Here is a 21,814-nt window from a genome sequence, read left to right on the forward strand (position 1 = left end):
ATTATATGCGTGAAGCAAAAAAGAAAGTAGAGTATCCACTCTCACCATAGCACAATCGGGTGACTATTGGTTTGATATTGAGTATTAGGGGCATGATTGGTGACATTATGTGATAATGTCAGGAAGTTAAGCCTGTTATACAGATATGTTAAGTGGATAGTCTGAATGCTGTTCACTTATTTTTATTTATATTTTTATGATGGGGGTGCAAGACAATTAGCGATTTAATGATTAACGGGCAGATCAGAGACAAGGAAGTAAGATTAATTGGAGAAGATGGAGAGCAGAAAGGAATCATGCCGATTAAGGAGGCAATGAGACTGGCTCAGGAAGCAGAATTAGATCTTGTGAAGATCGCTCCAAAGGCTCAGCCGCCGGTGTGCAAGATTATCGATTACGGTAAGTACAGATACGAGCTTGCAAGAAAAGAAAAAGAGGCGAAGAAGAAGCAGAAGACCGTTGAAGTGAAGGAAGTGCGTCTTTCACCCAATATTGACACCAATGATTTAAACACCAAGGTCAACAACGCGAAGAAGTTTATCAGCAAGGGCAATAAAGTAAAGATAACCCTGCGTTTCAGAGGCCGCGAGATGGCACATGTACAGCAGAGCAAGCATATTCTGGACGATTTTGCAGAGCTTTTGAAGGATATTGCCGTCGTGGAGAAACAGCCGAAGCTGGAAGGCCGAAGCATGAGTATGGTTTTAACTGAAAAACGTTAAAAATATATTTACAAATCAAGGAGGAAATAATCATGCCAAAGATCAAGACAAATAGAGCAGCTGCAAAGCGCTTCAAAAAGACAGGTACAGGAAAGTTAAAAAGAAATAAAGCGTATAAGAGCCATATCTTAACTAAGAAGTCTGCAAAGAGAAAGCGGAATCTTAGGAAATCAATCATTACTGATGAAACAAATGTAAAGAACATGAAGAAGGTATTACCGTATCTGTAAGAGAGCGGAGTAAAGTATTGAAGGAGGAAACAAGACATGGCAAGAATTAAAGGCGGAATGAACGCTAGAAAGAAGCATAACAGAGTTTTAAAATTAGCGAAAGGATACAGGGGAGCTCGTTCTAAGCAGTACAGAGTGGCAAAGCAGTCTGTTATGAGAGCTCTCACATCTTCTTATGCAGGAAGAAAGCAGCGTAAGCGTCAGATGCGTCAGTTATGGATTGCGCGTATCAACGCGGCTGCAAGACTGAACGGATTATCCTACAGCAAGTTTATGCACGGGCTGAAGCTTGCGAATGTGGATATGAACAGAAAGATGCTGGCAGAGATGGCAGTAAATGACGCGGCTGGATTTGCAGCATTGGCAGAGGCAGCTAAGGCGAAGCTGGCTTAAGCTGATTTAGATTTTGAAAATATTTCTTGACATCGGCGGTCTGCCGTGATAAAATTTTATTAAACCGATGAGGAAGAGTGAGTACTGTTAGATATCTGCTTTACAGAGAGCCGCGGATGGTGGGATGCGGTAAGTCAGAGCTGTCAGGAATGGGCTTCCGAGGGCGAGCTGAAGTGTCCGAAGGGATGGCAGTAAGCAAGCCGGAGAGGGTACTCCGTTAAAAAAGTACGCGTATGATGGTACGCATGAGAGGGTATATGAGGTTCGTATACCAAGCCGGGTGGCACCGCAGGAGTTGATGATTATTACTCTTGTCCCAGCAATCATTTATTGTGTGGGATAAGGGTATTTTTTTATTTTCAATTTAGTTGTAAAACAGGAAGATACGATATCCCGCGAAGCTTCAAAGAGTGAAAGGAGAACGAAACTATGAGTGAACAGAAAATCCCTTACAAAATCTATCTGGAAGAAAGCGAGATGCCGAAGCAATGGTATAATGTGCGTGCAGACATGAAGAATAAGCCTGCGCCGCTTCTGAATCCCGAAACTTTAAAGCCCATGACAGCAGAAGAACTTTCCGTCGTGTTCTGTGAAGAACTGGTACAGCAGGAATTGGATAACGACAACCGCTATATTGATATTCCCAAGGAGATTATAGATTTCTATAAGATGTACCGTCCGGCGCCCCTTGTTCGGGCATACTGTCTGGAGGAGAAGCTTAAAACACCGGCGAAGATTTATTATAAATTTGAAGGAAATAATACCAGCGGCAGTCATAAGCTGAATTCTGCCATTGCTCAGGCTTATTACGCCAAGAAGCAGGGATTGAAAGGCGTGACCACCGAGACAGGCGCAGGACAGTGGGGAACCGCTCTTTCCATGGCATGTTCTTATCTGGATTTGGACTGTAAGGTATTTATGGTAAAATGTTCCTATGAGCAGAAGCCCTTCCGTCGTGAAGTAATGCGTACCTACGGGGCCAGCGTTACACCATCGCCGTCCATGGAGACAGAGGTTGGAAAAAAGATTCTGGCAGAGCATCCGGGAACCACGGGAAGCCTTGGCTGTGCAATTTCAGAGGCGGTAGAGGTTGCGGTAGGAAGCGAAGGTTATCGGTATGTACTTGGAAGCGTGCTGAATCAGGTATTGCTGCATCAGTCGATTATTGGTATGGAGACAAAGGCTGCCCTGGATAAATACGGGATTACGCCGGACATTATAATCGGATGTGCAGGCGGAGGCTCAAACTTAGGCGGATTAATATCTCCGTTTATGGGAGAGAAATTAAGAGGAGAGAAGAACTATCATGTCATTGCAATAGAACCAGCCTCTTGTCCAAGTTTAACCAGAGGCGTTTATGCATATGATTTCTGTGATACGGGTATGGTATGTCCTCTGGCTAAGATGTATACATTAGGAAGCGGCTTTATTCCTTCTGCCAATCATGCAGGAGGGCTTCGCTATCACGGTATGAGCTCAGTACTGTCACAGCTCTATGCAGACGGATATATGGAGGCAAGGTCTGTAGAGCAGACGGCAGTTTTTGAGGCGGCTGAGAAGTTTGCCAGGGTGGAGGGAATCCTGCCGGCGCCGGAGAGCAGCCATGCCATTAAGGTGGCAATCGATGAGGCGATGAAGTGTAAGGAGACAGGAGAAGAAAAAACAATCGTGTTCGGACTGACCGGTACAGGATATTTTGACATGGTGGCTTATGAGAAGTTCCACAATGGAGAAATGAAGGATTATGTTCCTACGGATGAAGAACTTAAGGTTGGATTCGACGGGATTCCGAGATTTGCGGGGAATATGGAATAGGGAGACGAAACAGTATGAATGTTTTAGTTGTAGTAGATATGCAGAACGATTTCATTGACGGAGCATTGGGGACAAAAGAGGCAGCAGCAATTGTGCCAAAAGTGGTGGAGAAAATCCAGAATTTTGACGGAGAGATACTCTATACCAGAGACACACACGAAGAAAACTATCTGGATACCCAGGAGGGCAAGAAGCTTCCGGTAGCACATTGTATCAAGGGAACTAAAGGTTGGGAGCTGCATCCAAAGATTGAGGCGCTTCGCAAAAAAGAACCAATCGATAAACCTTCCTTTGGGAGTCCCCATCTTGGCAGCCTTCTAAGGAGTATGGATGACGAGTATCAATCCAGCGCTAAGGGTGGGATTGAAGCCATTACGTTCGTAGGGCTTTGCACAGACATTTGTGTAATATCAAACGCCATGATTGCAAAAGCGTTCCTTCCAGAAGTGCCGATTATTGTAGATCCTTCCTGTTGTGCAGGGGTAACTCCAGAAAGTCATAAGAATGCATTAGAAGCAATGAAGATGTGTCAGATTATATGTGAAGAATGATGTAAATATCGTTTGTAACTGTGAGCAGAACTTTTTAGATTGATTTGGCTGTGTAAAAAACAGAAGCCGGTCAGTATAAAAATGTTCTGCTCACAGTGGGAAAGCTTGTATATTTACAGTAGAATGCAAGACGTTACGCAGGATAATTAAGCTGCTTGTCCGTGATGTTGGTGAGGACCTCCTTTAGATACTTCCGCGCAAGATATCTAGCCATAGGAAGGTTCATATCCAGGTAATTCCCGCAGTCTTTTGCACATGCGCCGGGGACATCCCCCTCGAAATTGGCAATAAAGGTAAACATCTCGGTCATCAGCGGCACAATATCTTTGGATGTATATTCTCCGGCAAGAAGAAGATAGAAGCCTGTCCTGCATCCCATGGGTCCGAAGTAAATGGTCTTATCAGCGTAGACCGCATGATTGCGCAAAAAGGTAGCGGCCAGATGTTCAATGGTGTGCATCTCCGCAGTATTCATGACAGGCTCATCATTCGGGCTTGTCATACGTATGTCAAATGTAGTTACAGGGTGACCTTCTACCTGGTCAATACGGGAAACATAGAGTCCCGAAACGAGACGCAGATGGTCTATTGTAAAACTTGTAATCTTTTCCATAATAGATAGACTCCTTTTTGATTTAGTGTGCCCTTGGGCACACTAGTTATTGTGGTAATAGTTTCTTTGCCAGGTTATTATATCACTTTTATTAGGGATTTGCTATGAAAATGTGTGTAAATCAAGAAATATTAGTAACAGTTCAGCCTGCAACCGCGCACTTGCTGCGCGGTTAGCAGCCAATGAATTGGAGCAGCTGGGAATCCGCCTCTTTGCCGCAGGCAAACTTTAAAATGGGCGGATTCCGTAACAGTGAAGCCGGAAGGCTGAACTGTTACAAATATTATGCCGGCGGGTAAGAAGGATATTATAGCTGGTCATTCCCCTGCTTTGCCTTGGACATAACATTTCCGAGAAAATGCCTATGGAAAATATATGGATATGTGGTATACTATACGAAGTATTCCCAGAGGGAAGCTTATAATTTCTGAGGAGGCAGAAGATGAAATTATATATTGTAAGACATGGAGAGACGGAATGGAATAAGGCTCGTAAGATTCAGGGGCAGGTGGATATCCCACTGAATGAGTTTGGCAGAACGCTTGCTAAAAAGACGGCCAAGGGGCTTGCGGACATAAAATTTGACCTGTGTTATACCAGTCCGCTTGTAAGAGCAAGAGAGACGGCAGAGCTGATTCTTGCAGGAGGGACGACGCAGATTATCGAAGATGCGCGGATAGAAGAAATGGCGTTTGGAGAGTATGAAGGGCGGTGCTGTTCTAAAAAAGGATGGGAGCTTCCAGACGAATTTGGCCGCTTTTTCGATGGCCCTGACCGGTATCAGGCGCCAGAAGGCGGGGAGGATTTTGCACAGGTTAAGAAGCGGACAGGAGAATTTTTAAATGAGCTTTGCAAAAAGGCGGAATATCAGAACAGTAACATCCTCATTGCTACCCATGGGGCGGCGCTGGCAGGGATGTTGAACAATATTAAGGGGAGGCCCCTGACAGAATATTGGGGGGATGGGGTACATAAGAACTGTGCCGTGACTGAGGTAGAGGTGATTGACGGCATACCAAAGATTATTTCAGAAAATGTGGTTTACTATGACGACGAAGTAGAGCCGTGGGAGGAGTAGCGTTTATTCTAGGATAGAGACGGAGGAAATGTAAAATGATGAATGACAAGAAAGTATTATTCAGCGGAATGCAGGCCACAGGGAATCTTACCCTTGGCAACTATCTTGGCGCGTTGAAAAATTGGGTGACCCTAAGCGATGAGTACGAATGTTTTTATAGTGTGGTGGATATGCATTCCATTACGGTAAGACAGGAGCCCGCCACATTGAGAAAGCGGGCGCGGGCCCTTCTGACCCTTTACATTGCGGCAGGGCTTGATCCAGAGAAGAACTGTATCTATTACCAGTCTCATGTGTCCGGACATGCGGAGCTTTCATGGATTCTGAACTGCTTCACATACATGGGCGAGTTAAACCGTATGACCCAGTTTAAAGACAAGTCTTTGAAGCATGCAGACAATATTAATGCGGGATTATTTACCTATCCGGTGCTGATGGCGGCGGATATCCTGCTTTACCAGGCAGACGTGGTTCCTGTGGGTGTGGACCAGATGCAGCATTTGGAGATTACCAGGGATATTGCGGAGAGGTTTAACAATATCTATGGAGATGTATTTACCATACCAGAGGCTTATATCGGCAAGGTAGGCGCCAAGATTATGAGCCTCCAGGACCCCACAAAGAAGATGTCAAAGTCTGACGAGAATCCCAATGCCAGCATTTACCTTATGGACACTCCGGATGTTATTATGCGCAAATGTAAACGTGCTGTGACGGATTCGGAGGCGCAGATTTTGTATCGTGACGAGCAGCCAGGAGTTAAGAACCTGATTGACATCTACAGCGCTTGCACCGGAAAGAAGCAAAATGACGTGGTTGCAGAATTCGACGGCAGGGGTTACGGTGATTTTAAGACGGCAGTTGGAGAAGCAGTGGTGTCTGTGCTTAAGCCTTTACAGGATGAGGTTGCAAGGCTTGAGAAGGATAAGGCATATATTGACGGAATTATTAAGAATAATGCAGAGAAAGCACAGTATTTTGCGAATAAGACTCTTCGCAAGGTACAAAAGAAAATCGGATTTCCGGAACGGGTTCGATAGTCTGTAAGAGGTATTAATCTAAGAGAAAGGACAGAGTATGAGCATACAGACGAAAGGCCAGCAGAAATATTATGATTTTATAGAGGAGCGGGTGAAAAAGCTTCGGACAGGAATGATTGTATGGGGAAGTCTTCTGGCAGTTGCATTGATCGGGATGTTTTCAGACGTGTTGCTTGCGATTATTCTGGCTGCGGTCGGGGCTGCCCTTGCCATATTGAATTTAAAGTCCCAGAAAGCGCTGAATGAGAAGCTTAATGTGGTAGAGGACAGGGAGGAATTCTTCCGGCAGTTGGCTTCTTCGGACTTACTTGAGTTTAAAGCTCCACGTTTGATTATTATGAAAGATTATGTGCTGCAAATGAAGGAGGATGTTTTTATCTATCCCTTCTCTGAGATGGAGAAGGTGGAGGTAGGAATTCAGGGGAAGGTGGGTAAGACGCTGTTTCTAACAGACAGACAGGGAGCCCGCCATGAGATTATGTCCTGTATGAAGGATGACGGGAAGCAGGAGGAGTTTGATAAGGTTTACGGCGCATTGATTGAGCGTGTATAGGAGGTTACATCTATGCCAGATAGATTTAGAATACATGGTGATAATATCGTTGAATGTGAACGAATTGTCAATATAATATTAGCAGAAACGAACCCGTCTCGTATTGAAATATCACTTCTTTCGCCATCAACTATCGTTTACAATTTAAGTTTTGGATATTGCGGCTTTGAATTTTGGTGGCAGTTAGAGCTTCTTCCAGGATTTAATAAAGCTGGTCGTAAGCGATGGCAAAGGAATATATTTAACGCGCTTAAAGAGAGTGGAAGTTTTTTGGATGAAACACCAGATGCCATTGTAACCTGTGTAGATGGTGATATGGAAACTATCCTTTATGCCATAGAATTTTGTAGCGCTCTCCAAGCGGGAAATCAAGCGTGGCAAAGAAGCGGGCGAGCATTTTCTACTGGCCGTACAGGATGCCCCTATCTCTATATCGTAGATTTTGTAAAGTATGAGTTAGACCCTAGAACCCGTGAACGTATCGCGTTAAGATTTCCTAATCCAGCAGTTCCGTACAGTTATATAAACTTTTCAAAAGAAAGTGGTAATTTTGTAGCTCAAATCTATGTTCGCTCAGAAGAATTTGATAAATGCGAGGACTGTTTTTTGTATAACTTTGATGAAAAGGATTTCGCTGAAGCTGAACTTCGTGCATACATAGTAAAACGAATGTGTGGATTTGATACTAGTAGTGAAGAAAATTCAATTTTACAAAAGAATCTTAATGTTGTTATGTTTTTGGCTAATCTCTCCAGACCAATTGCAAGTTTTACATCATCTCAATGGAAAAGATTATATACATATCAACAAGGAATCATCCAGTTTTCTATTGAAAACTCTGATTTCAACTATCATAAAATAGTAACAGCCAAAGGACATCATGGTAAATCCCCTGAATTTCTCAAACTGGTTGATGGCTGTAGTGTCGGATTAGCATCGAAAGATTTACCTTTTGGAATTATACCTGCAAATAAGCGAGATGTTTTCGCAAATGGGATTCAACGTATTTACCCTGAGTATGATTCAAATATAATTAGGCAAATTGGAGATACCAATTCTGATTTAATTCTTTGTATCATTAAGGGTTTCAAGCCTCGTGGTGATGATAACCGACCTGATAGAGGAATACTTCCTTTTGTGGCTATGCTATCTTCAACTAATATGGAAGTAATGACATATATTTATGGTCCAGTCATTGCAAATAATCTTGAGACTCTTATAAAGGCGCCGAAACGTTTGGCACATTCAAATGGATTTTGGAAATCAATACTTGCTTTAAGCAATTATATTGCTCTTGATGTTCCTGTCCTTTCCGGACAAAATGAGGATGCGCAAGTACTACTAAACACTTCTGATTTAAAGAAAGATTATACTGCCATTGCTACGAATAATAAAGGACTAACTCGAAATGTATTTTCCAGTTTTCCTCAAGAATTTCATGAAGATGATGTAGATACAGGTATCCATTTTATTTTTTCACATCTTCTTTCCTCGGTTTGTTTTGAGGGAATGTGTAATCCGCCTGGCGGGGATTGGAGTGGGCTTTCCGTATTATATAAAGATTATGAAGTACGATGGCTTTCATTGCCGCGTGTAAGCAAAGAAATAAATGGTAAACGTCCTGACCATGTCTTGGAATTATTTGGTGTTTTTGATAAACCGCTTCTTTTATCAATAGAATCAAAAGAACACTCTTTTGACTTGGAATATCATGTTGGCAACGGTCTCATAAATTATATTACTGGGCTAATGAATTATATTCCTAACGTAGAACGTAAGGTCTATCCGCAGGTGGAATGGTGGCATAAGACCGAAAAATCTGTTGATATTGATGATTTTGAAGTTATTTCTGCCGCTGCATACTTACGAGCTTCTGCGCAACCCAACCATATAGTATTTCAAAATTCAAATTGTGATATGCATTTTATTATGGAACCTCAACAATATGGATGGAAAGTAGAAATTGTCCCCAATACCAGTAAATCATTAAAATTAAAATCCTTTATTAAGGATAAAATGTTTGAATTAAAATTTTGCAATATAGATATTCTTTAATTACCAATTTAAATACAATGATTCAAATACTTGGAGGTTTTGTTTGTTCATTACTTTCTTAAAACTTGAATTGCCGGATGGGATAAATTCATGCCTTTTGTATAAATCTTTGGGTAAATCAACGGTATAATTATCTTCGCCTCTAATTCCGTCAAACGAAAGCATATATTTTATTCCCTTACGGTTTAAAGATTCAAGATACGTAAGGAAAGTTTTATAATCTATACTACCATAATACCGACCCTTTGTATGAAAGTACGGAGGGTCTAAATATATTAAATCTCCTTCTTTTGCTTCCGATGTGGTTTCAAAATACTGCTGTGCTACGAATTTTGTATTTTGAATATGTTTAGACCAATCTTTAATTATCTTTTCTAAACTGTTTGGCGCGATGCCTGGCCTTGTATGATGCAATGAATTGTTAAATTCTCCATTTGCATTAAATCGAATCAATCCGTTGACACAGGTTCTTGATAGAAATAATAGATCTTCCGGCTTATGTTCACGATTAAATACATCTCTAATTTCGTAATAGACTGGATATCCTTCTTCTTGCAATCTACTCCAGCGGACTTTATATGCTTCTGCAAGCTCATCCGGATGATTCTTAATTTCATTCCACAAATCAATTAATGGAGTACAGATATCTCCACATACTGCGTTTAATGGGGTTATTGCATAGAGTATAGACCCTCCGCCTAAAAAGGGTTCAAAATACGTTCCGTAGTTTTCAGGCAGAAAAGTTTTGATCATATCTGCTTGGCTGCGCTTACTTCCGCTCCATTTTATAACAGGTTTAAACATGAGTATCCTCCGTTGGTTTATCAGCTTCAATTAAAATATCATTAGGATTAAGATCCAAAAAATCACATAAGCGAATAAAAGCTACAGATAATGGTGTCTTTCCATTTAAATAATCATATATTGTAGGTTTGGAGACTCCGGATTTTAGCGCCAACTCATTGATTGTTTTTATTTCTAAATCAATCATCCTTTTTCTAATCTCTTTCTCATTAATTATAAGTGTTTTCATAATGCAGAGGCACCTCCCGACATATTTAAACCTAATTTCCCCAAAGAATCTTCATTTTCTTTTGTATGAATTAAACGAGTTTCTGCCAACTTACAATATGATTCGTCCATTTCTATGCCAATATATTTTCTGCCGGTCATTTTTGCTGCTACACATTCACTTCCAGAGCCGGCAAAGGGGGTTAATACTATATCTTCTTCTTTTGAGGAGAGCTTAATCATTCTTTTTAATATTCTAATAGGTTTTTGGGTTGGATGTTTACCATACACAAGTTCAATTTTTCCTTTATTATTTGATATATCCCAAACTGTCCGCATTTGTTTGTCAGGAACTTTTAATCCATCATAGGAAAAATCTCCGGATTTTGAATATTCGTAATCAAAAAAGTACTCTCTTTTTTTACCGCCCTTATTACACCAAAGAATCGTTTCATGGCTTGCTGTTAAGCGTCTGCCTGCGAGATTTGGAAAAGCATTTCTTTTATACCAAATAACCTCATTAATTATTTCAATTTCAAGCAGTTGACACATAACATTAATGATTCCGATGTTATGGTATGTGCCGAATATCCACATAGAACCTGTCGGTTTCAGAATCCTTTGAGTTTCTGATAGCCACTCGTTTGTAAAAGCCGTGTATGCTTTGAATGAATAATCATCCCATTCCTGCATGACTTTATTCCAATTTCCGCCCATACCCTTTAGTTCAACGCTATTATCCCATTTCCAAGCCCCGCCTTTTGAAAGATTATATGGTGGATCAGCAATAATTAAATCGATACAAGAGTCAGGCATTTTTTTCATTTCAGCCACACATTCGCTGTTGATAATTGTATTTAAAGGCAATTCAATCATAGCAATTCCTCCTTGTGCAAATAGTATATCATTCCATCTTTTTGTGGTCAATATATTTTGCCTTTTAGTTAAAAAAATTTTACTCAGTCCATCCAACTGAAGGGGATGAATTGCGGTGTACCTAAAGGGATATATCCAAATATAATTGAAGAATGTGTATCATCGACTTCGATGTGAAAAACTCCATAACGAAACCGATAATACACATTCTCACAATTTAATCATTTGTTTTTGTTCAACATAGTGTAACGTTGATGTTCTAAGATAAGGAGAGTTTAGTCGTCTTCCTCTCCCTGGATTGTATAAGTCTGTCTCTTTCTTGCCATCTCATCATTTTCCAGATATTCGTCGTAAGTGGTAATCTTATCAATCAGCTTGCCGCCAGGAACAATCTCCATAATCCGGTTCGCCGTCGTCTGCACAATCTGATGGTCTCTGGATGAAAACAGAAGAACACCTGGGAACTTAATCATACCGTTGTTCAGTGCGGTAATGGCTTCCATATCTAAATGGTTGGTGGGCTCGTCAAGAATCAGTACATTTGCACCGGAAATCATCATCTTGGACAGAAGGCAGCGAACCTTCTCCCCTCCGGAGAGGACACGAACCTTTTTAACGCCGTCGTCGCCGGAGAACAGCATACGGCCCAGGAAGCCCCGTACATAGGTAACGTCTTTTTCTTCTGAATACTGGGTGAGCCACTCTACGATTGTTGCGTCATTTTCAAATTCATCGCCGCTGTCAAGCGGGAAATATGCCTGTGAGGTGGTGATTCCCCATTTGTAGGTTCCCTCGTCCGGCTCCATCTCGCCGGTCAGAATCTGGAAAAGGGTGGTCTTGGCAAGCTCGTTGCTTCCGACGAAAGCCACCTTGTCGTCGTGGTTCAGGGTAAATGTAAGGTTATCCAGAACCTTTTCCCCGTCAATGGTTTTGCTTAAGCCTTCTACAGAAAGGACTTCATTTCCAATCTCGCGGTTGGGGCGGAAATCAATATAAGGGTATTTACGGCTGGATGGTTGGATGTCGTCAAGCTGAATCTTCTCAAGAGCACGTTTCCTGGAGGTCGCCTGCTTGGATTTGGAGGCATTGGCGCTGAATCGGGAAATGAATTCCTGAAGCTCCTTAATCTTTTCTTCTTTTTTCTTATTGGCCTCCTTCATCTGACGGATGAGAAGCTGGCTTGATTCGTACCAGAAGTCGTAATTTCCAGCGTAAAGCTTAATCTTACCGTAGTCAATATCCGCAATCTGGGTACAGACCTTATTCAGAAAATAACGGTCGTGGGATACCACGATTACTGTGTTGTCAAAATTAATCAAGAATTCCTCAAGCCACGCGATCGCATCCAAATCCAGGTGGTTGGTGGGCTCGTCCAGAAGAAGAATATCTGGATTGCCAAAAAGGGCCTGGGCAAGCAAAACCTTTACCTTCTCCGGACCGTTTAAATTCTGCATAATCTCGTAGTGCATCTCAGTTTGGATTCCAAGACCATTTAACAGAGTAGCAGCATCAGACTCCGCCTCCCACCCGTTCATGGCGGCGAATTCTCCTTCCAGCTCACTGGCCTTGATTCCATCCTCATCAGTGAAATCTTCTTTGGCGTAAATGGCTTCTTTTTCCTTCATAATCTCGTATAGTCTTGCATTTCCCATCATGACCGTGTCAAGAACAGGGTATTCATCGTATTTAAAATGGTCCTGCTGCAGAAAGGAGAGCCGTTCCCCTGGGGTAATGCAAACCTCGCCTTTGCTTGGTTCAAGCTGGCCGGAGAGGATTTTGAGGAAAGTGGACTTTCCGGCGCCATTGGCGCCAATCAGACCGTAGCAGTTTCCTTCGGTAAATTTGATATTTACGTCTTCAAACAGGGCCTTTTTCCCTACGCGTAATGTAACATTGCTTGTACTGATCATAGTAAATCATACTCCTTATTATTTGAATCTTATTTTTGTTTCAGTTAAAGGTATACCAAGGTATACCTTGCATATCTTACCAAATAAAGAAAGAAATAGCAAGGTTTTTCAAGTATTCCCTGTACTAGATGTGGAAATGGGTATATAATAGCAGATGAGAAAGCGGGGTTTTAATTATGGTAAATGCAACAATGGTATTAGAGGGCGGCTCCACCAGAGGGGTGTTCACTTCTGGGGTGCTGGATTATCTAATGGAGAAGGGAGTGTATACGTCCCATGTGGTGGGTGTGTCTGCCGGCGCCTGTAACGGTGTGGATTATGTTTCGAGACAGATTGGAAGGACCAGGGACTGCATGATTCACAAGGAGAGAGAATACTGTTATTATTACGGATTCCGAAAATTTATCAGGGAAAAGAGTCTGATGGATATGGACATGATTTTCGACCGGTATCCGAACGAGTTCTTTCCATTTGATTATGATACCTATTTTACCTCTGAGATGGAGTGTGAGATGGTTACAACCAACTGTGAGACAGGGCAGGCGGAATATATGACGGAGAGACATTCAAAAGAGCGGCTTATGAAGGTCTGCCGTGCATCCTGCAGTATGCCATTGGTTTCTCCAATCGTAAATGTGGACGGCGTACCATATCTGGACGGAGGACTTGCAGACTCTATTCCGGTCAGACGGGCCATTGAGATTGGGAATAAGAAGATTATCGTAGTACTGACCAGGAATCCGGGTTATAGAAAGAAGCCCACGTCCCATGCTGTGGCGGATTTGTACCGCAGGGCGTATCGAAAGTATCCTGAGTTGGTGCGTGTGACGGTGAGACGGAATTATGAGTACAACCGACAGATTCGGCAGGTGGAGAGACTTTCGCGGGAGGGGAAGATATTCGTCTTCGCTCCAAGGATTCCCACAGTTTCCAGGGTTGAGAAGGATTATGATGCGTTGCTGCATTTCTACGAGCATGGATATCAGCAGGCCAGACGGAGATATTCAGAGCTTGAAGCGTATCTGGAGAGATAAGGAGGAAAGAGCATGAATCTATTTGAACATCAGATATCTACAAGGGAAGCACAGCAGATGGCGAAGGTGACGGATATGATTCGCCAGGATGTTGCGAAAAGCGGGGTGAAGGAGGGAATCGTGATTGTGTATTCCCCTCATACCACGGCAGGATTTACGATTAATGAGAATGCTGACCCAGACGTGGTGCATGATATGTTGTGCGGGCTGGAGGAAGCTTTTCCCACACGGAGGGAGTATTATCAGCACATGGAAGGGAATTCTCATGCGCATATTAAGACAAGTTATGTGGGGCCCTCACAGACAGTACTTCTCCATGAGGGGGAATTGGTGCTTGGAATCTGGCAGGATGTGTATTTCTGTGAGTTTGACGGGCCGAGGAACCGGAGATTTTATGTGAAGGTGATGGAAGGATAAGAAATGTCAAAGGTTCTGGCTCCATAACCCAAAATGAGATACGTAAGATGCTTGAAGAACTTTCCAGAACAAGTAATGTACAGGTTCAAGAACTAGATGAAGAAGATTCCGGTCTATTCAGTATTGAAAATTTTTTGAAAGAACGATAAGAGCATCAGGGCTGCTGCATTAAGCATATTTACGCTTAATGCAGCAGCCCCGTGTTTTTACATGGATTTACTCTTTCCAAATCCTACACTGTTCAATTCGTTTCCCATTATCCCCCTGCTTTTCGTCATAAGCAAACTGGTTCAAAAGCTGGCAGGGGAACTTGTCGCAGCTTCCGCAATGCTTGTGGGGCTTTGCCTCACAACAAGATTTCAGCGGACAGCTATCGCCCCAAAATGGTTTTTCAATATGAACGCACCCTGCGCAGTTCATCTGTTCACGGTAGGCGCACTGGCTGCATAGAAGCCCGCATCTTGATTCAATCTCCGACGTTTCCTTTAAGCCCACATAAATGTGGATTTCCGCGTTATCCATGCTGTCATCCTGGTATTCCTCGAAATCACATTTGAAGGTTCTTGGAAGATTCATCTGCCAGATTTCCTGCCATGCCGATGCAACTGCCTGTACCATGTCCCCATGAATAATAAACTTCGCATACCTGCCGGCCGGAACGCGGCAGACGGTATATTCTCCCTCCTTGGGCTCTTTTGCAGTCTCACAGGCTACGATTGTAGTGTAGTCATTTTTCTCATCACCCTCATAATCCGTATAGATTCCAAGGGCCTTCATGTTGGTCTTTTCCGGAATAGAAGCATAGATTCCCTCATTATAAAAACGATTCCAAAGCCCGCCAATCACGGCTCCCATGTCAGGAGACAGATTGTTGGTTCGGGCAGAGACGCCCACGGCGATTTTTTCCTGTAATGTTACAATTTCATACTTCATATTATAGATACTCCTTTTCTTTTGATGGGAATATTCTATCAAAACAATTGTGACAACTGTGTGTCATGATTCAAAAAATAGGTTGACGAAAACCAATACCTAATATATAATTTATTTATATAAAGAGCTTATATAAATAAATTATATAAATGCTTCAGATAGTCAATAACGATATCTGTATTACAGAGAATAAAAAGGAGAATCATCATGCCAAAACAAAGAATCACAAAAGAAATGGTGGTCAATGCAGCTTTCGACATAGCAAGAAGCAGCGGTATGGAGAAGGTTCTGGTTAAAAATATCGCGGACAAAATAGGATGCTCTGTTCAGCCCATTTACAGCTATTGCAAAAATATGGAGGGGTTGCGTCAGGATGTGGCAGATCAGGTCAGACATTTTATAAAGCAATATTTGGCGGCGCATATTGATAAAAGCAACCTGTTTTCCAGTACAGGCAAGGCGTACATTCAGTTGGCAAAAGAAGAACCATATCTGTTTAAGATATTTATTCTGCACCAGAGGAAGGGGATATCTTCGCTAAAGGATTTATATGAGAGAGAAGCCAATCCACAGGTAGCAATAGCCATTGCAAAAGAATTGGGGGTTAGCGTTTCACAGGCAAGACAGTTACATCTGAATATGCTGATTTATACCATTGGTATCGGCGCCATTTTTTCAGTGACCACACCAGGAATTTCAGCGGACGAGATATACACACAGCAGGAGAGGGCGTATGAGGCATTTTTAAAACAGGCGTTGGAGACAATAGATTTTGCGGAAAGGAATTTAATATGAAAACAGGAGTGATTATCTATCAATCGAAATATGGGGCGACACAGAAGTATGCAGATTGGCTGCGTGAAATGACAGGGTTTGACTGTGTAAAAACACAGAAAGCGGTGTTGGAGGAGGTGACAAAATACCAGACCATCATCCTTTGCGGCGGAATCTATGGGTCAGGCATAGCGGGACTTAAGTTTTTGAAAAAGAATATCGGCAGGTTAAGAGGCAGGAAAATCGCCATTCTATGCGTGGGCGCTTCCCCCTATGATAAGAATGCATTTGAAGAATTAAAAAAGCACAATCTGAAAAATGAGTTGGAGAATATTCCTCTCTTTTACGGACGGGGCCAATGGAAGCTGAATCAAATGACCTTCGTGGACAGGACATTATGTACCATGCTTAAGAAGTCTATCGCAAAAAAAGATCCCAGTACATACGAACCATGGATGGCAGGGCTTATGAGTGCGGTAGGCCCAAATGAAGACTGGACGGATAAAAAATATTTGGCTCCATTGCTTGAATATGTTAAAATGTTAAAATGTAAAAAGTAAAACTTGGGGGATCGGGAGGAAGCAGATGGAATACATACCAGCGAAAACAATCGTAACGAAGGTTAAGGCTCCAGGAAATTGGTTTGGTATTGACTATAATATGAACATTTACAAAGGCTGCTGCCATGGCTGTATTTATTGTGACAGCCGTTCCGACTGTTACGGTGTGGAGGATTTTGACAGGGTGCGCGCCAAGGAGGATGCATTAAAGATTATTCGGGATGACCTGCGCAGGAAAACCAGAACCGGCGTGGTGGGAACCGGTGCAATGAGCGACCCCTATAATCCTTTTGAAAAAGAACTTATGCTTTCCCGCCACGCACTGGAGCTGTGTGATGCATTTGAATTCGGCGCTGCCATTGCAACGAAAAGCTCTCTGCTGGAGAGGGACATGGATATTCTGCAAAGTATTGGTGAACATTCGCCTGTACTTTTAAAGATTACGGTGACAACCTCTGATGATGAACTGGCGGCAAAGATTGAACCCTTTGTTTCCCGTCCAACAGAACGGTTCCGCCTGATTGAGAAGCTATCGAAAGCAGGACTTTACACAGGAGTCCTGCTCATGCCTGTCCTTCCTTTTATTGAGGATAATGAGGAAAACATTGGAGAGATAATCCGAAAGAGCGAGAACGCAGGCGCAAGATTTATCTATCCTGGATTTGGCATGACTCTTAGGGGCAATCAGAGGGCCTGGTACTATCAGAAACTAGATGAATTATTTAAAGGAGAAGGTTTACCAGAAGCCTATCAGAAGAAATACGGGGGATACTATGAGTGTACCAGCCCACAGGCCAGAAGGCTGTGGGGGTATTTCTCACAGGAGTGTGAAAAGAGACATATTTTATACCGCATGGAGGATATCATCAGCCAGTATAAAAGGCCATACAGAGTTGAGCAGATGACATTGCCGTTTTAAGGTGCCAATCCCTTTTTCTTTCATATCCCTGCATACAAAATCATGACAACTCCTCCAGCATTTCTCGAACAGTTTTGTGGGTGCATGGGTGATGCTTGTAAGGCGCAATCTCATGAAGGGGCTTCAACACAAATTCCCTTCGGTGCATATCCACATGGGGAATGCACAGGTCGTCATCCTCCAGAATCAGATTATCATAGAAGATAATATCCAAATCCAGAGTCCTTGGTCCCCAATGGATTATTCGCTCTCTTTTGGCCTCTTGTTCGATTCGGTGCAGCACCTCCAGCAATTCACGCGGGGGCAGCAGGGTACGAAGCTTTAAGCACCCGTTTAGGAAATCATCCTGGTCGGTAACGCCGTAAGGCTTTGTTGAAAGGAAGGAGGATACCTGGATGACTTCGCAGGAGGGGGTTGTATGAAGGGCATTTACCGCCTGTTTTAGAAAATTCTCCTTGTCACCCATATTAGAACCAAGGGCAATGTAGGCTGTGTGCCATCCCCGTTCAATTTCTACCGACACAGTTTCCAGAGGAAGGCCCACAGGAGCCCAGGGCTTTTTAAGCTTCAGGCAGACCTTCTTAAGACGAGGGGTCTGAAGCAGGAGTGTTTCTGCCAGGCTTTCCGCAGCACACTCCAACAGCTTAAATGTGTGTGTGGTAAGAAAATGCTCGATTTGCCGGCTGAGTTCGCCATAGTCGATGGAAGAAGACAGTTCGTCCGTCTTTCCGGCAGCTCTTGTATCTGTGTACAGGTGGGCGGTTATGATGAATTTTTGTCCCAGGGCATTTTCTTCAGGAAATACGCCATGGTGGGCGAACACCTCCAGGTTTTTAATCGTAATCTTATCCATAGGCTCTCCTTCCCATTATTGCCTCTGTCATCTGGATTGCCCTGCGGTTTGCCTTCACGTCATGGACACGCACAAAAGAACATCCATTCATCATTCCATAGACGGTGGTGGCAAGAGTTCCTTCTTCTCTTTGGTCTGAGGGAAGGTCAAGGGTCAGACCGATAACGGATTTGCGGGAGGTTCCCAGAAGAACCGGATATCCAAGGTCCTGCATCCTGCCCACATGCCGGAGGATTTCCAGATTCAGCTCATAGGTTTTTCCAAATCCGACTCCAGGGTCCAGAATAATCTTCTCATCCCCAATCCCAGAAGCTTTTGCAATCCGGATACAATCCCTCATATCCTCCATAAAATCTATTAGGAAATCCTGGTAAACAGGCTCTTTGCGATTGTGCATCAGACAGCAGGCTGCGCCGTAATCTGCAACGAGCCCTGCCATAGAGGAATCATATTTCAGTCCCCAGATATCGTTGACAAGGTCAACGCCCCCTTGGAGGGCGGCTCTGGCTACGGAACTTTTGTAGGTGTCAATAGAAATTGGAATGTCAAATTCCTGTTTTAGTTTTTCAATCACAGGTACAGTGCGCTCAATTTCTTCTTCTTCGGTAATCTGAGCGTGGCCAGGGCGTGTGGATTCACCGCCTATATCCAGAATATCCGCCCCGTCGTCTATCATTTCCTGCGCATGCTTTAATGCGGCGTCCACAGAAAGGTATCTGCCTCCGTCAGAAAAGGAGTCGGGTGTGACATTCAGGATTCCCATGATGTAAGTGTGATTTTTTGTGTCAAATTCTTTTTTTCCTATAATCATAATCGAATCTCCATATTCTTCTTTTCAATACTCCAGTTACATTCTGCCTGTGAAGGACAGGCAAAGCAGGCCCGCGACAGCTTATCGCCTTGATACAGGAGAGCCTCCAGGGGCTCTGGGTTATCCCGCAGCCGCCTGTGTCCAAGGATTGCTGTGAGAATCTGCTGTTTTTCTGCTTCGGTATATGCAATATCCTTTGGCATATCTGCAAGAATCTGAGCCGCCAGAGCTTCGCCTGCAGATTCGTGGGGAATTCCTTCCTCATACTGCCTGCTTTTGCCAATATCGTGGAGAAGAGCCGCCCCATAGATTAGCTCGCGGTCAAGCCCTAAGTTCATTTCCAGATTCAGGATATAAGCGATTCGGGCAACATCCAGAAGGTGGTCCATCTGATGGCAGCAGAATATACGCGCCTTCTCAAACTCCTTAAGCTTTTGATAGGAGGAACGGTAGAGAGGGTGGTTTTGTATGAAATTTAGTTTTTTATTATCAGGTAATTTTGCCATAAGATGATTCCATCCTTCAAATAGTGTACTGTTAATTTTGTTTCAGTAATCGGAAAAAACGCTCCTCAAGCAAATGGTCAGTCTCAAAAACACCCCGCCGCGCCAGCGTCACGGTCTGACTACCAGGCTTTTTAATCCCGCGCATGGTCATGCACATATGCTCTGCCTTAACCATTACCAATACGCCTTGGGGCTTCATATGCTCCATGAGCGCATCAGCGATTTGTTCGGTCAACTGCTCCTGGAGCTGCAGCCGCCTTGCAAACACTTCCACTGTTCGGGCAAGTTTGCTTAAGCCCACCACCTTACCATTAGGGATGTAGGCAATATGCACTTTCCCGAAGAAGGGCAGCATATGATGTTCGCAGACGGAATGGAAGGCGATATCCTTCTCAAGCACCATCTCACTGTTGTCTACATGGAAGGTTCGGCTCAAGTGTTCGCCCGCATCCTCCTCCATACCGGAAAAGAGCTCAGTATACATTCTAGCGATACGGTCCGGCGTGTCAATAAGCCCTTCGCGGGTTATGTCTTCGCCGATTCCTTCCAATAAAAGACAGATTCCCTGTCGGATTTTGTTTTGATCTATCATAATTTTCTATCCTTTTAATCATATTTTTGAACTGACAATAATTAATGATATCTCATGTAGAGATTCGTTTAAAGCTCGTCATTACCTGGCCAAGATAAGAGAGGGAGCCAAAAGCAAGGATTACATCCTCCTTTCTGGCGTTTATCAGGGCCTTCTTTACCCCAATTTCTACCGTCTCTTCAGCTTGAATGGGAATACCCTTTGGGCAATGTCGTTCCATTACCTTAGCAAGCTTGGCAGCCGGAAGCGTGCGGTCTGTATCCGGAAGATTCACGGTATGGACTGATTTTGCCAGAGGAGCCATGATTTCAGCGATTTTCTCATACTCCTTATCCCGAAAAACTCCCATGATATAGATAAAATGTTTATTTGGAAAATAGATTTCCAGAGACTCCCGAAGCCTCTTTACAGCATCTTCATTGTGGGCCCCGTCTATAAAGAAGAAGGGTTTTTCTCTAAGACAGGTGAAGCGGCCGGGCCAGACGGTTTCTCTTAGGCCCTCTCGGATTGCATCACTGGTGATGTGATAGCCCAGTGTCCGAAGTGTAAAAATGGTTTCCAGCGCCGTAACCACATTCCCCGTCTGATGCCGTCCGGCAAGGGGACAGAAAACATCTGTCATCTCTTTATAAGAAAGAACTTGTCCCTGACAGCCATCTTCAATGAGTATTACCTGGTTTTCATCGGCAGTTACAAAAGGACAGCCCTGTGTTTCTGCCTGTTTTCTCAATATCTGCGTCACCTCTGGCTGCTGGCTTGAGGCAACCACCTGACAGCCTGGTTTGATGATACCCGATTTTACGGCGGCAATTTTTTCCAGAGAGTTTCCGAGAATCCCCAGGTGATCCCGACTGATGGAGGTGAACACAGAAATGAGGGTGTTCGTAATAATATTGGTGGCGTCTGTGGCGCCGCCAAGGCCGCACTCCAGCACAACAAGGTCACAGCTTTGTTCTTTAAAATATAAAAAAGCTATTGCAGTCTCCATCTCGAATACAGTCGGGCTCGTCTCACCGGCTGCCTCCATACGGGCAATAGCTTTCTGGACTAATGTAGTCAGTCTGGCAAATGTGTCTTCTGGTATCCATTGAGCGTCTACCTGAATCCGTTCCAGATAGGAAATCACTGTCGGCGAGAGATATCGTCCTACCCTGTAGCCTGCTTTGCTTAATATTGTGGAGGTGTATGCAAGTACAGAGCCTTTGCCGTTGGTTCCGGCAAGATGTATGAACTTAAGGTCATCCTGCGGATTCCCAAGTTCCCGCAACAGCTTGCGAATCGTACCCAGACCAAGTACACTTCCGTATTTCGACGCTTTGTCCAAATATACCCTTGCTTCTTTATAGGTCACGTTCTCGTTTCCTTTCGTTTTGTATTTTTCGTCGATGTTAATCATAGCACTAAAATGGGATTCCCACAAGAGAATTTGGAAAATATCATGCCTTTTTGGACAAGGCTCCCCCATCCCAAGGGGATAAATAATGGTCTCTTTTTGTTAAATTTTAGCAAAAAATTAACATGATAAGCAAGCGAAGTTATGATAAAATGAGTAATAATTTGTAATTGTG

26 protein-coding genes are annotated in these 21,814 nt (G+C 43.3%); 15 read left to right on the forward strand and 11 right to left on the reverse strand.

Going from position 1 to position 21,814, the window contains the following annotated elements; translation table 11 throughout:
* Positions 1-227 precede the first annotated feature (227 nt).
* The 6 genes from infC to GN277_RS08735 all read left to right on the forward strand — a co-directional run bounded on the left by infC (position 228) and on the right by GN277_RS08735 (position 3,711).
* A complete protein-coding gene (infC, locus tag GN277_RS08710; RefSeq protein WP_159750712.1) occupies positions 228-722 on the forward strand; it encodes a translation initiation factor IF-3 in 495 nt (164 codons plus the stop codon).
* A gap of 32 nt (positions 723-754) precedes the next feature.
* Entirely contained in the window at positions 755-952 is a 198-nt protein-coding gene (rpmI, locus tag GN277_RS08715; protein WP_016218802.1) for a 50S ribosomal protein L35, read from the forward strand.
* A 36-nt stretch (positions 953-988) separates the two neighbouring features.
* Positions 989-1,345 carry a 50S ribosomal protein L20 gene (gene rplT / locus GN277_RS08720; protein ID WP_159750713.1) on the forward strand — a complete coding sequence of 119 codons (357 nt, stop codon included), beginning with the start codon at positions 989-991 and terminating at the stop codon, positions 1,343-1,345.
* Positions 1,346-1,422: 77 nt separating this feature from the next.
* Positions 1,423-1,566 (forward strand): hypothetical protein, encoded by a 144-nt coding sequence (locus tag GN277_RS08725; RefSeq protein WP_159750714.1) that lies wholly within the window; start codon positions 1,423-1,425, stop codon positions 1,564-1,566.
* A gap of 208 nt (positions 1,567-1,774) precedes the next feature.
* Positions 1,775-3,160, forward strand: coding sequence for a TrpB-like pyridoxal phosphate-dependent enzyme (locus GN277_RS08730; RefSeq protein WP_159750715.1), 1,386 nt, complete (start codon positions 1,775-1,777; stop codon positions 3,158-3,160).
* A 14-nt stretch (positions 3,161-3,174) separates the two neighbouring features.
* Complete coding sequence (locus GN277_RS08735; RefSeq protein ID WP_159750716.1) at positions 3,175-3,711, forward strand: cysteine hydrolase family protein; 537 nt, start codon at positions 3,175-3,177, stop codon at positions 3,709-3,711.
* 133 nt (positions 3,712-3,844) lie between these two features.
* Here GN277_RS08735 and GN277_RS08740 read toward each other — a convergent pair whose 3' ends face one another.
* Positions 3,845-4,324 carry an S-ribosylhomocysteine lyase gene (locus GN277_RS08740; RefSeq protein WP_159750717.1) on the reverse strand — a complete coding sequence of 160 codons (480 nt, stop codon included), beginning with the start codon at positions 4,322-4,324 and terminating at the stop codon, positions 3,845-3,847.
* Between the two features lie 442 nt (positions 4,325-4,766).
* On the opposite strand from GN277_RS08740, the gene GN277_RS08745 reads away from it, so the two are divergent.
* From GN277_RS08745 to GN277_RS08760, 4 genes are read left to right on the forward strand one after another with little or no spacing between them, the layout of a single operon-like run.
* Positions 4,767-5,402 carry a histidine phosphatase family protein gene (locus tag GN277_RS08745; RefSeq protein WP_159750718.1) on the forward strand — a complete coding sequence of 212 codons (636 nt, stop codon included), beginning with the start codon at positions 4,767-4,769 and terminating at the stop codon, positions 5,400-5,402.
* 35 nt (positions 5,403-5,437) lie between these two features.
* A complete protein-coding gene (trpS, locus tag GN277_RS08750) occupies positions 5,438-6,442 on the forward strand; it encodes a tryptophan--tRNA ligase (protein ID WP_159750719.1) in 1,005 nt (334 codons plus the stop codon).
* A 37-nt stretch (positions 6,443-6,479) separates the two neighbouring features.
* Entirely contained in the window at positions 6,480-6,995 is a 516-nt protein-coding gene (locus GN277_RS08755; RefSeq protein WP_159750720.1) for a hypothetical protein, read from the forward strand.
* A gap of 12 nt (positions 6,996-7,007) precedes the next feature.
* A complete protein-coding gene (locus GN277_RS08760; protein ID WP_159750721.1) occupies positions 7,008-9,050 on the forward strand; it encodes a hypothetical protein in 2,043 nt (680 codons plus the stop codon).
* Here the strand turns inward: GN277_RS08760 and GN277_RS08765 are convergent, their stop codons facing one another.
* The 4 genes from GN277_RS08765 to GN277_RS08780 all read right to left on the reverse strand — a co-directional run bounded on the left by GN277_RS08765 (position 9,051) and on the right by GN277_RS08780 (position 12,847).
* On the reverse strand, positions 9,051-9,854 hold the full coding sequence (locus GN277_RS08765; RefSeq protein ID WP_159750722.1) for a DNA adenine methylase: 804 nt from the start codon (positions 9,852-9,854) through the stop codon (positions 9,051-9,053).
* The gene (locus GN277_RS08770; protein ID WP_159750723.1) at positions 9,847-10,083 is read right to left on the reverse strand and encodes a helix-turn-helix domain-containing protein; all 237 of its coding nucleotides are present in this window, start codon (positions 10,081-10,083) and stop codon (positions 9,847-9,849) included. Before GN277_RS08770 ends, GN277_RS08765 begins: the two co-directional genes overlap by 8 nt.
* Positions 10,080-10,937 carry a DNA-methyltransferase gene (locus GN277_RS08775; protein WP_159750724.1) on the reverse strand — a complete coding sequence of 286 codons (858 nt, stop codon included), beginning with the start codon at positions 10,935-10,937 and terminating at the stop codon, positions 10,080-10,082. The genes GN277_RS08770 and GN277_RS08775 overlap by 4 nt, the downstream gene beginning before the upstream one ends.
* A gap of 275 nt (positions 10,938-11,212) precedes the next feature.
* Complete coding sequence (locus GN277_RS08780; protein ID WP_159750725.1) at positions 11,213-12,847, reverse strand: ABC-F family ATP-binding cassette domain-containing protein; 1,635 nt, start codon at positions 12,845-12,847, stop codon at positions 11,213-11,215.
* 176 nt (positions 12,848-13,023) lie between these two features.
* On the opposite strand from GN277_RS08780, the gene GN277_RS08785 reads away from it, so the two are divergent.
* Both GN277_RS08785 and GN277_RS08790 read left to right on the forward strand, forming a co-directional pair.
* Positions 13,024-13,881 (forward strand): patatin-like phospholipase family protein, encoded by an 858-nt coding sequence (locus tag GN277_RS08785; protein ID WP_159750726.1) that lies wholly within the window; start codon positions 13,024-13,026, stop codon positions 13,879-13,881.
* Between the two features lie 12 nt (positions 13,882-13,893).
* Positions 13,894-14,298, forward strand: coding sequence for a secondary thiamine-phosphate synthase enzyme YjbQ (locus tag GN277_RS08790; protein ID WP_159750727.1), 405 nt, complete (start codon positions 13,894-13,896; stop codon positions 14,296-14,298).
* Between the two features lie 216 nt (positions 14,299-14,514).
* Here GN277_RS08790 and GN277_RS31690 read toward each other — a convergent pair whose 3' ends face one another.
* Entirely contained in the window at positions 14,515-15,231 is a 717-nt protein-coding gene (locus GN277_RS31690) for an effector binding domain-containing protein (protein ID WP_159750728.1), read from the reverse strand.
* Between the two features lie 207 nt (positions 15,232-15,438).
* Here GN277_RS31690 and GN277_RS08800 point away from each other — a divergent pair, with 207 nt between their 5' ends.
* From GN277_RS08800 to GN277_RS08810, 3 genes are read left to right on the forward strand one after another with little or no spacing between them, the layout of a single operon-like run.
* On the forward strand, positions 15,439-16,026 hold the full coding sequence (locus GN277_RS08800; RefSeq protein ID WP_159750729.1) for a TetR/AcrR family transcriptional regulator: 588 nt from the start codon (positions 15,439-15,441) through the stop codon (positions 16,024-16,026).
* Positions 16,023-16,565 carry a flavodoxin domain-containing protein gene (locus GN277_RS08805; protein ID WP_159750730.1) on the forward strand — a complete coding sequence of 181 codons (543 nt, stop codon included), beginning with the start codon at positions 16,023-16,025 and terminating at the stop codon, positions 16,563-16,565. Before GN277_RS08800 ends, GN277_RS08805 begins: the two co-directional genes overlap by 4 nt.
* 25 nt (positions 16,566-16,590) lie before the next feature.
* Positions 16,591-17,484: an SPL family radical SAM protein gene (locus tag GN277_RS08810; RefSeq protein ID WP_159750731.1), complete on the forward strand. Its 894-nt coding sequence runs from the start codon at positions 16,591-16,593 to the stop codon at positions 17,482-17,484.
* 40 nt (positions 17,485-17,524) lie between these two features.
* On the opposite strand, the gene folK is transcribed toward GN277_RS08810, so the two are convergent.
* From folK to GN277_RS08835, 5 genes are read right to left on the reverse strand one after another with little or no spacing between them, the layout of a single operon-like run.
* Positions 17,525-18,337 (reverse strand): 2-amino-4-hydroxy-6-hydroxymethyldihydropteridine diphosphokinase, encoded by an 813-nt coding sequence (gene folK, locus GN277_RS08815; RefSeq protein WP_159750732.1) that lies wholly within the window; start codon positions 18,335-18,337, stop codon positions 17,525-17,527.
* Positions 18,330-19,148 carry a dihydropteroate synthase gene (gene folP / locus GN277_RS08820; RefSeq protein ID WP_159750733.1) on the reverse strand — a complete coding sequence of 273 codons (819 nt, stop codon included), beginning with the start codon at positions 19,146-19,148 and terminating at the stop codon, positions 18,330-18,332. Before folP ends, folK begins: the two co-directional genes overlap by 8 nt.
* On the reverse strand, positions 19,145-19,654 hold the full coding sequence (locus GN277_RS08825) for an HD domain-containing protein (RefSeq protein WP_159750734.1): 510 nt from the start codon (positions 19,652-19,654) through the stop codon (positions 19,145-19,147). Before GN277_RS08825 ends, folP begins: the two co-directional genes overlap by 4 nt.
* A gap of 31 nt (positions 19,655-19,685) precedes the next feature.
* On the reverse strand, positions 19,686-20,246 hold the full coding sequence (gene folE, locus GN277_RS08830; protein ID WP_159750735.1) for a GTP cyclohydrolase I FolE: 561 nt from the start codon (positions 20,244-20,246) through the stop codon (positions 19,686-19,688).
* Between the two features lie 52 nt (positions 20,247-20,298).
* Positions 20,299-21,597: a bifunctional folylpolyglutamate synthase/dihydrofolate synthase gene (locus tag GN277_RS08835; protein WP_159750736.1), complete on the reverse strand. Its 1,299-nt coding sequence runs from the start codon at positions 21,595-21,597 to the stop codon at positions 20,299-20,301.
* Positions 21,598-21,814: the final 217 nt, after the last annotated feature.

The organism is Sporofaciens musculi (assembly GCF_009830285.1).
Taxonomy (GTDB): Bacteria; Bacillota; Clostridia; order Lachnospirales; family Lachnospiraceae; genus Sporofaciens; species Sporofaciens musculi.

What these genes read in the sequence shown, in the direction of transcription:
- GN277_RS08740 (WP_159750717.1), bottom strand. Translation starts at nt 4,324, where the DNA reads ATGGAAAAGATTACAAGTTTTACAATAGACCATCTGCGTCTCGTTTCG.
- GN277_RS08800 (WP_159750729.1), top strand. Translation starts at nt 15,439, where the DNA reads ATGCCAAAACAAAGAATCACAAAAGAAATGGTGGTCAATGCAGCTTTC.
- GN277_RS08730 (WP_159750715.1), top strand. Translation starts at nt 1,775, where the DNA reads ATGAGTGAACAGAAAATCCCTTACAAAATCTATCTGGAAGAAAGCGAG.
- GN277_RS08745 (WP_159750718.1), top strand. Translation starts at nt 4,767, where the DNA reads ATGAAATTATATATTGTAAGACATGGAGAGACGGAATGGAATAAGGCT.
- GN277_RS08810 (WP_159750731.1), top strand. Translation starts at nt 16,591, where the DNA reads ATGGAATACATACCAGCGAAAACAATCGTAACGAAGGTTAAGGCTCCA.
- GN277_RS08785 (WP_159750726.1), top strand. Translation starts at nt 13,024, where the DNA reads ATGGTAAATGCAACAATGGTATTAGAGGGCGGCTCCACCAGAGGGGTG.
- folP (WP_159750733.1), bottom strand. Translation starts at nt 19,148, where the DNA reads ATGATTATAGGAAAAAAAGAATTTGACACAAAAAATCACACTTACATC.
- GN277_RS08765 (WP_159750722.1), bottom strand. Translation starts at nt 9,854, where the DNA reads ATGTTTAAACCTGTTATAAAATGGAGCGGAAGTAAGCGCAGCCAAGCA.
- GN277_RS08760 (WP_159750721.1), top strand. Translation starts at nt 7,008, where the DNA reads ATGCCAGATAGATTTAGAATACATGGTGATAATATCGTTGAATGTGAA.
- GN277_RS08775 (WP_159750724.1), bottom strand. Translation starts at nt 10,937, where the DNA reads ATGATTGAATTGCCTTTAAATACAATTATCAACAGCGAATGTGTGGCT.
- GN277_RS08805 (WP_159750730.1), top strand. Translation starts at nt 16,023, where the DNA reads ATGAAAACAGGAGTGATTATCTATCAATCGAAATATGGGGCGACACAG.
- GN277_RS08770 (WP_159750723.1), bottom strand. Translation starts at nt 10,083, where the DNA reads ATGAAAACACTTATAATTAATGAGAAAGAGATTAGAAAAAGGATGATT.
- GN277_RS08735 (WP_159750716.1), top strand. Translation starts at nt 3,175, where the DNA reads ATGAATGTTTTAGTTGTAGTAGATATGCAGAACGATTTCATTGACGGA.
- infC (WP_159750712.1), top strand. Translation starts at nt 228, where the DNA reads ATGATTAACGGGCAGATCAGAGACAAGGAAGTAAGATTAATTGGAGAA.
- GN277_RS08755 (WP_159750720.1), top strand. Translation starts at nt 6,480, where the DNA reads ATGAGCATACAGACGAAAGGCCAGCAGAAATATTATGATTTTATAGAG.
- folK (WP_159750732.1), bottom strand. Translation starts at nt 18,337, where the DNA reads ATGGATAAGATTACGATTAAAAACCTGGAGGTGTTCGCCCACCATGGC.
- GN277_RS08790 (WP_159750727.1), top strand. Translation starts at nt 13,894, where the DNA reads ATGAATCTATTTGAACATCAGATATCTACAAGGGAAGCACAGCAGATG.
- trpS (WP_159750719.1), top strand. Translation starts at nt 5,438, where the DNA reads ATGATGAATGACAAGAAAGTATTATTCAGCGGAATGCAGGCCACAGGG.
- GN277_RS08780 (WP_159750725.1), bottom strand. Translation starts at nt 12,847, where the DNA reads ATGATCAGTACAAGCAATGTTACATTACGCGTAGGGAAAAAGGCCCTG.
- rpmI (WP_016218802.1), top strand. Translation starts at nt 755, where the DNA reads ATGCCAAAGATCAAGACAAATAGAGCAGCTGCAAAGCGCTTCAAAAAG.
- GN277_RS08825 (WP_159750734.1), bottom strand. Translation starts at nt 19,654, where the DNA reads ATGGCAAAATTACCTGATAATAAAAAACTAAATTTCATACAAAACCAC.
- GN277_RS31690 (WP_159750728.1), bottom strand. Translation starts at nt 15,231, where the DNA reads ATGAAGTATGAAATTGTAACATTACAGGAAAAAATCGCCGTGGGCGTC.
- rplT (WP_159750713.1), top strand. Translation starts at nt 989, where the DNA reads ATGGCAAGAATTAAAGGCGGAATGAACGCTAGAAAGAAGCATAACAGA.
- folE (WP_159750735.1), bottom strand. Translation starts at nt 20,246, where the DNA reads ATGATAGATCAAAACAAAATCCGACAGGGAATCTGTCTTTTATTGGAA.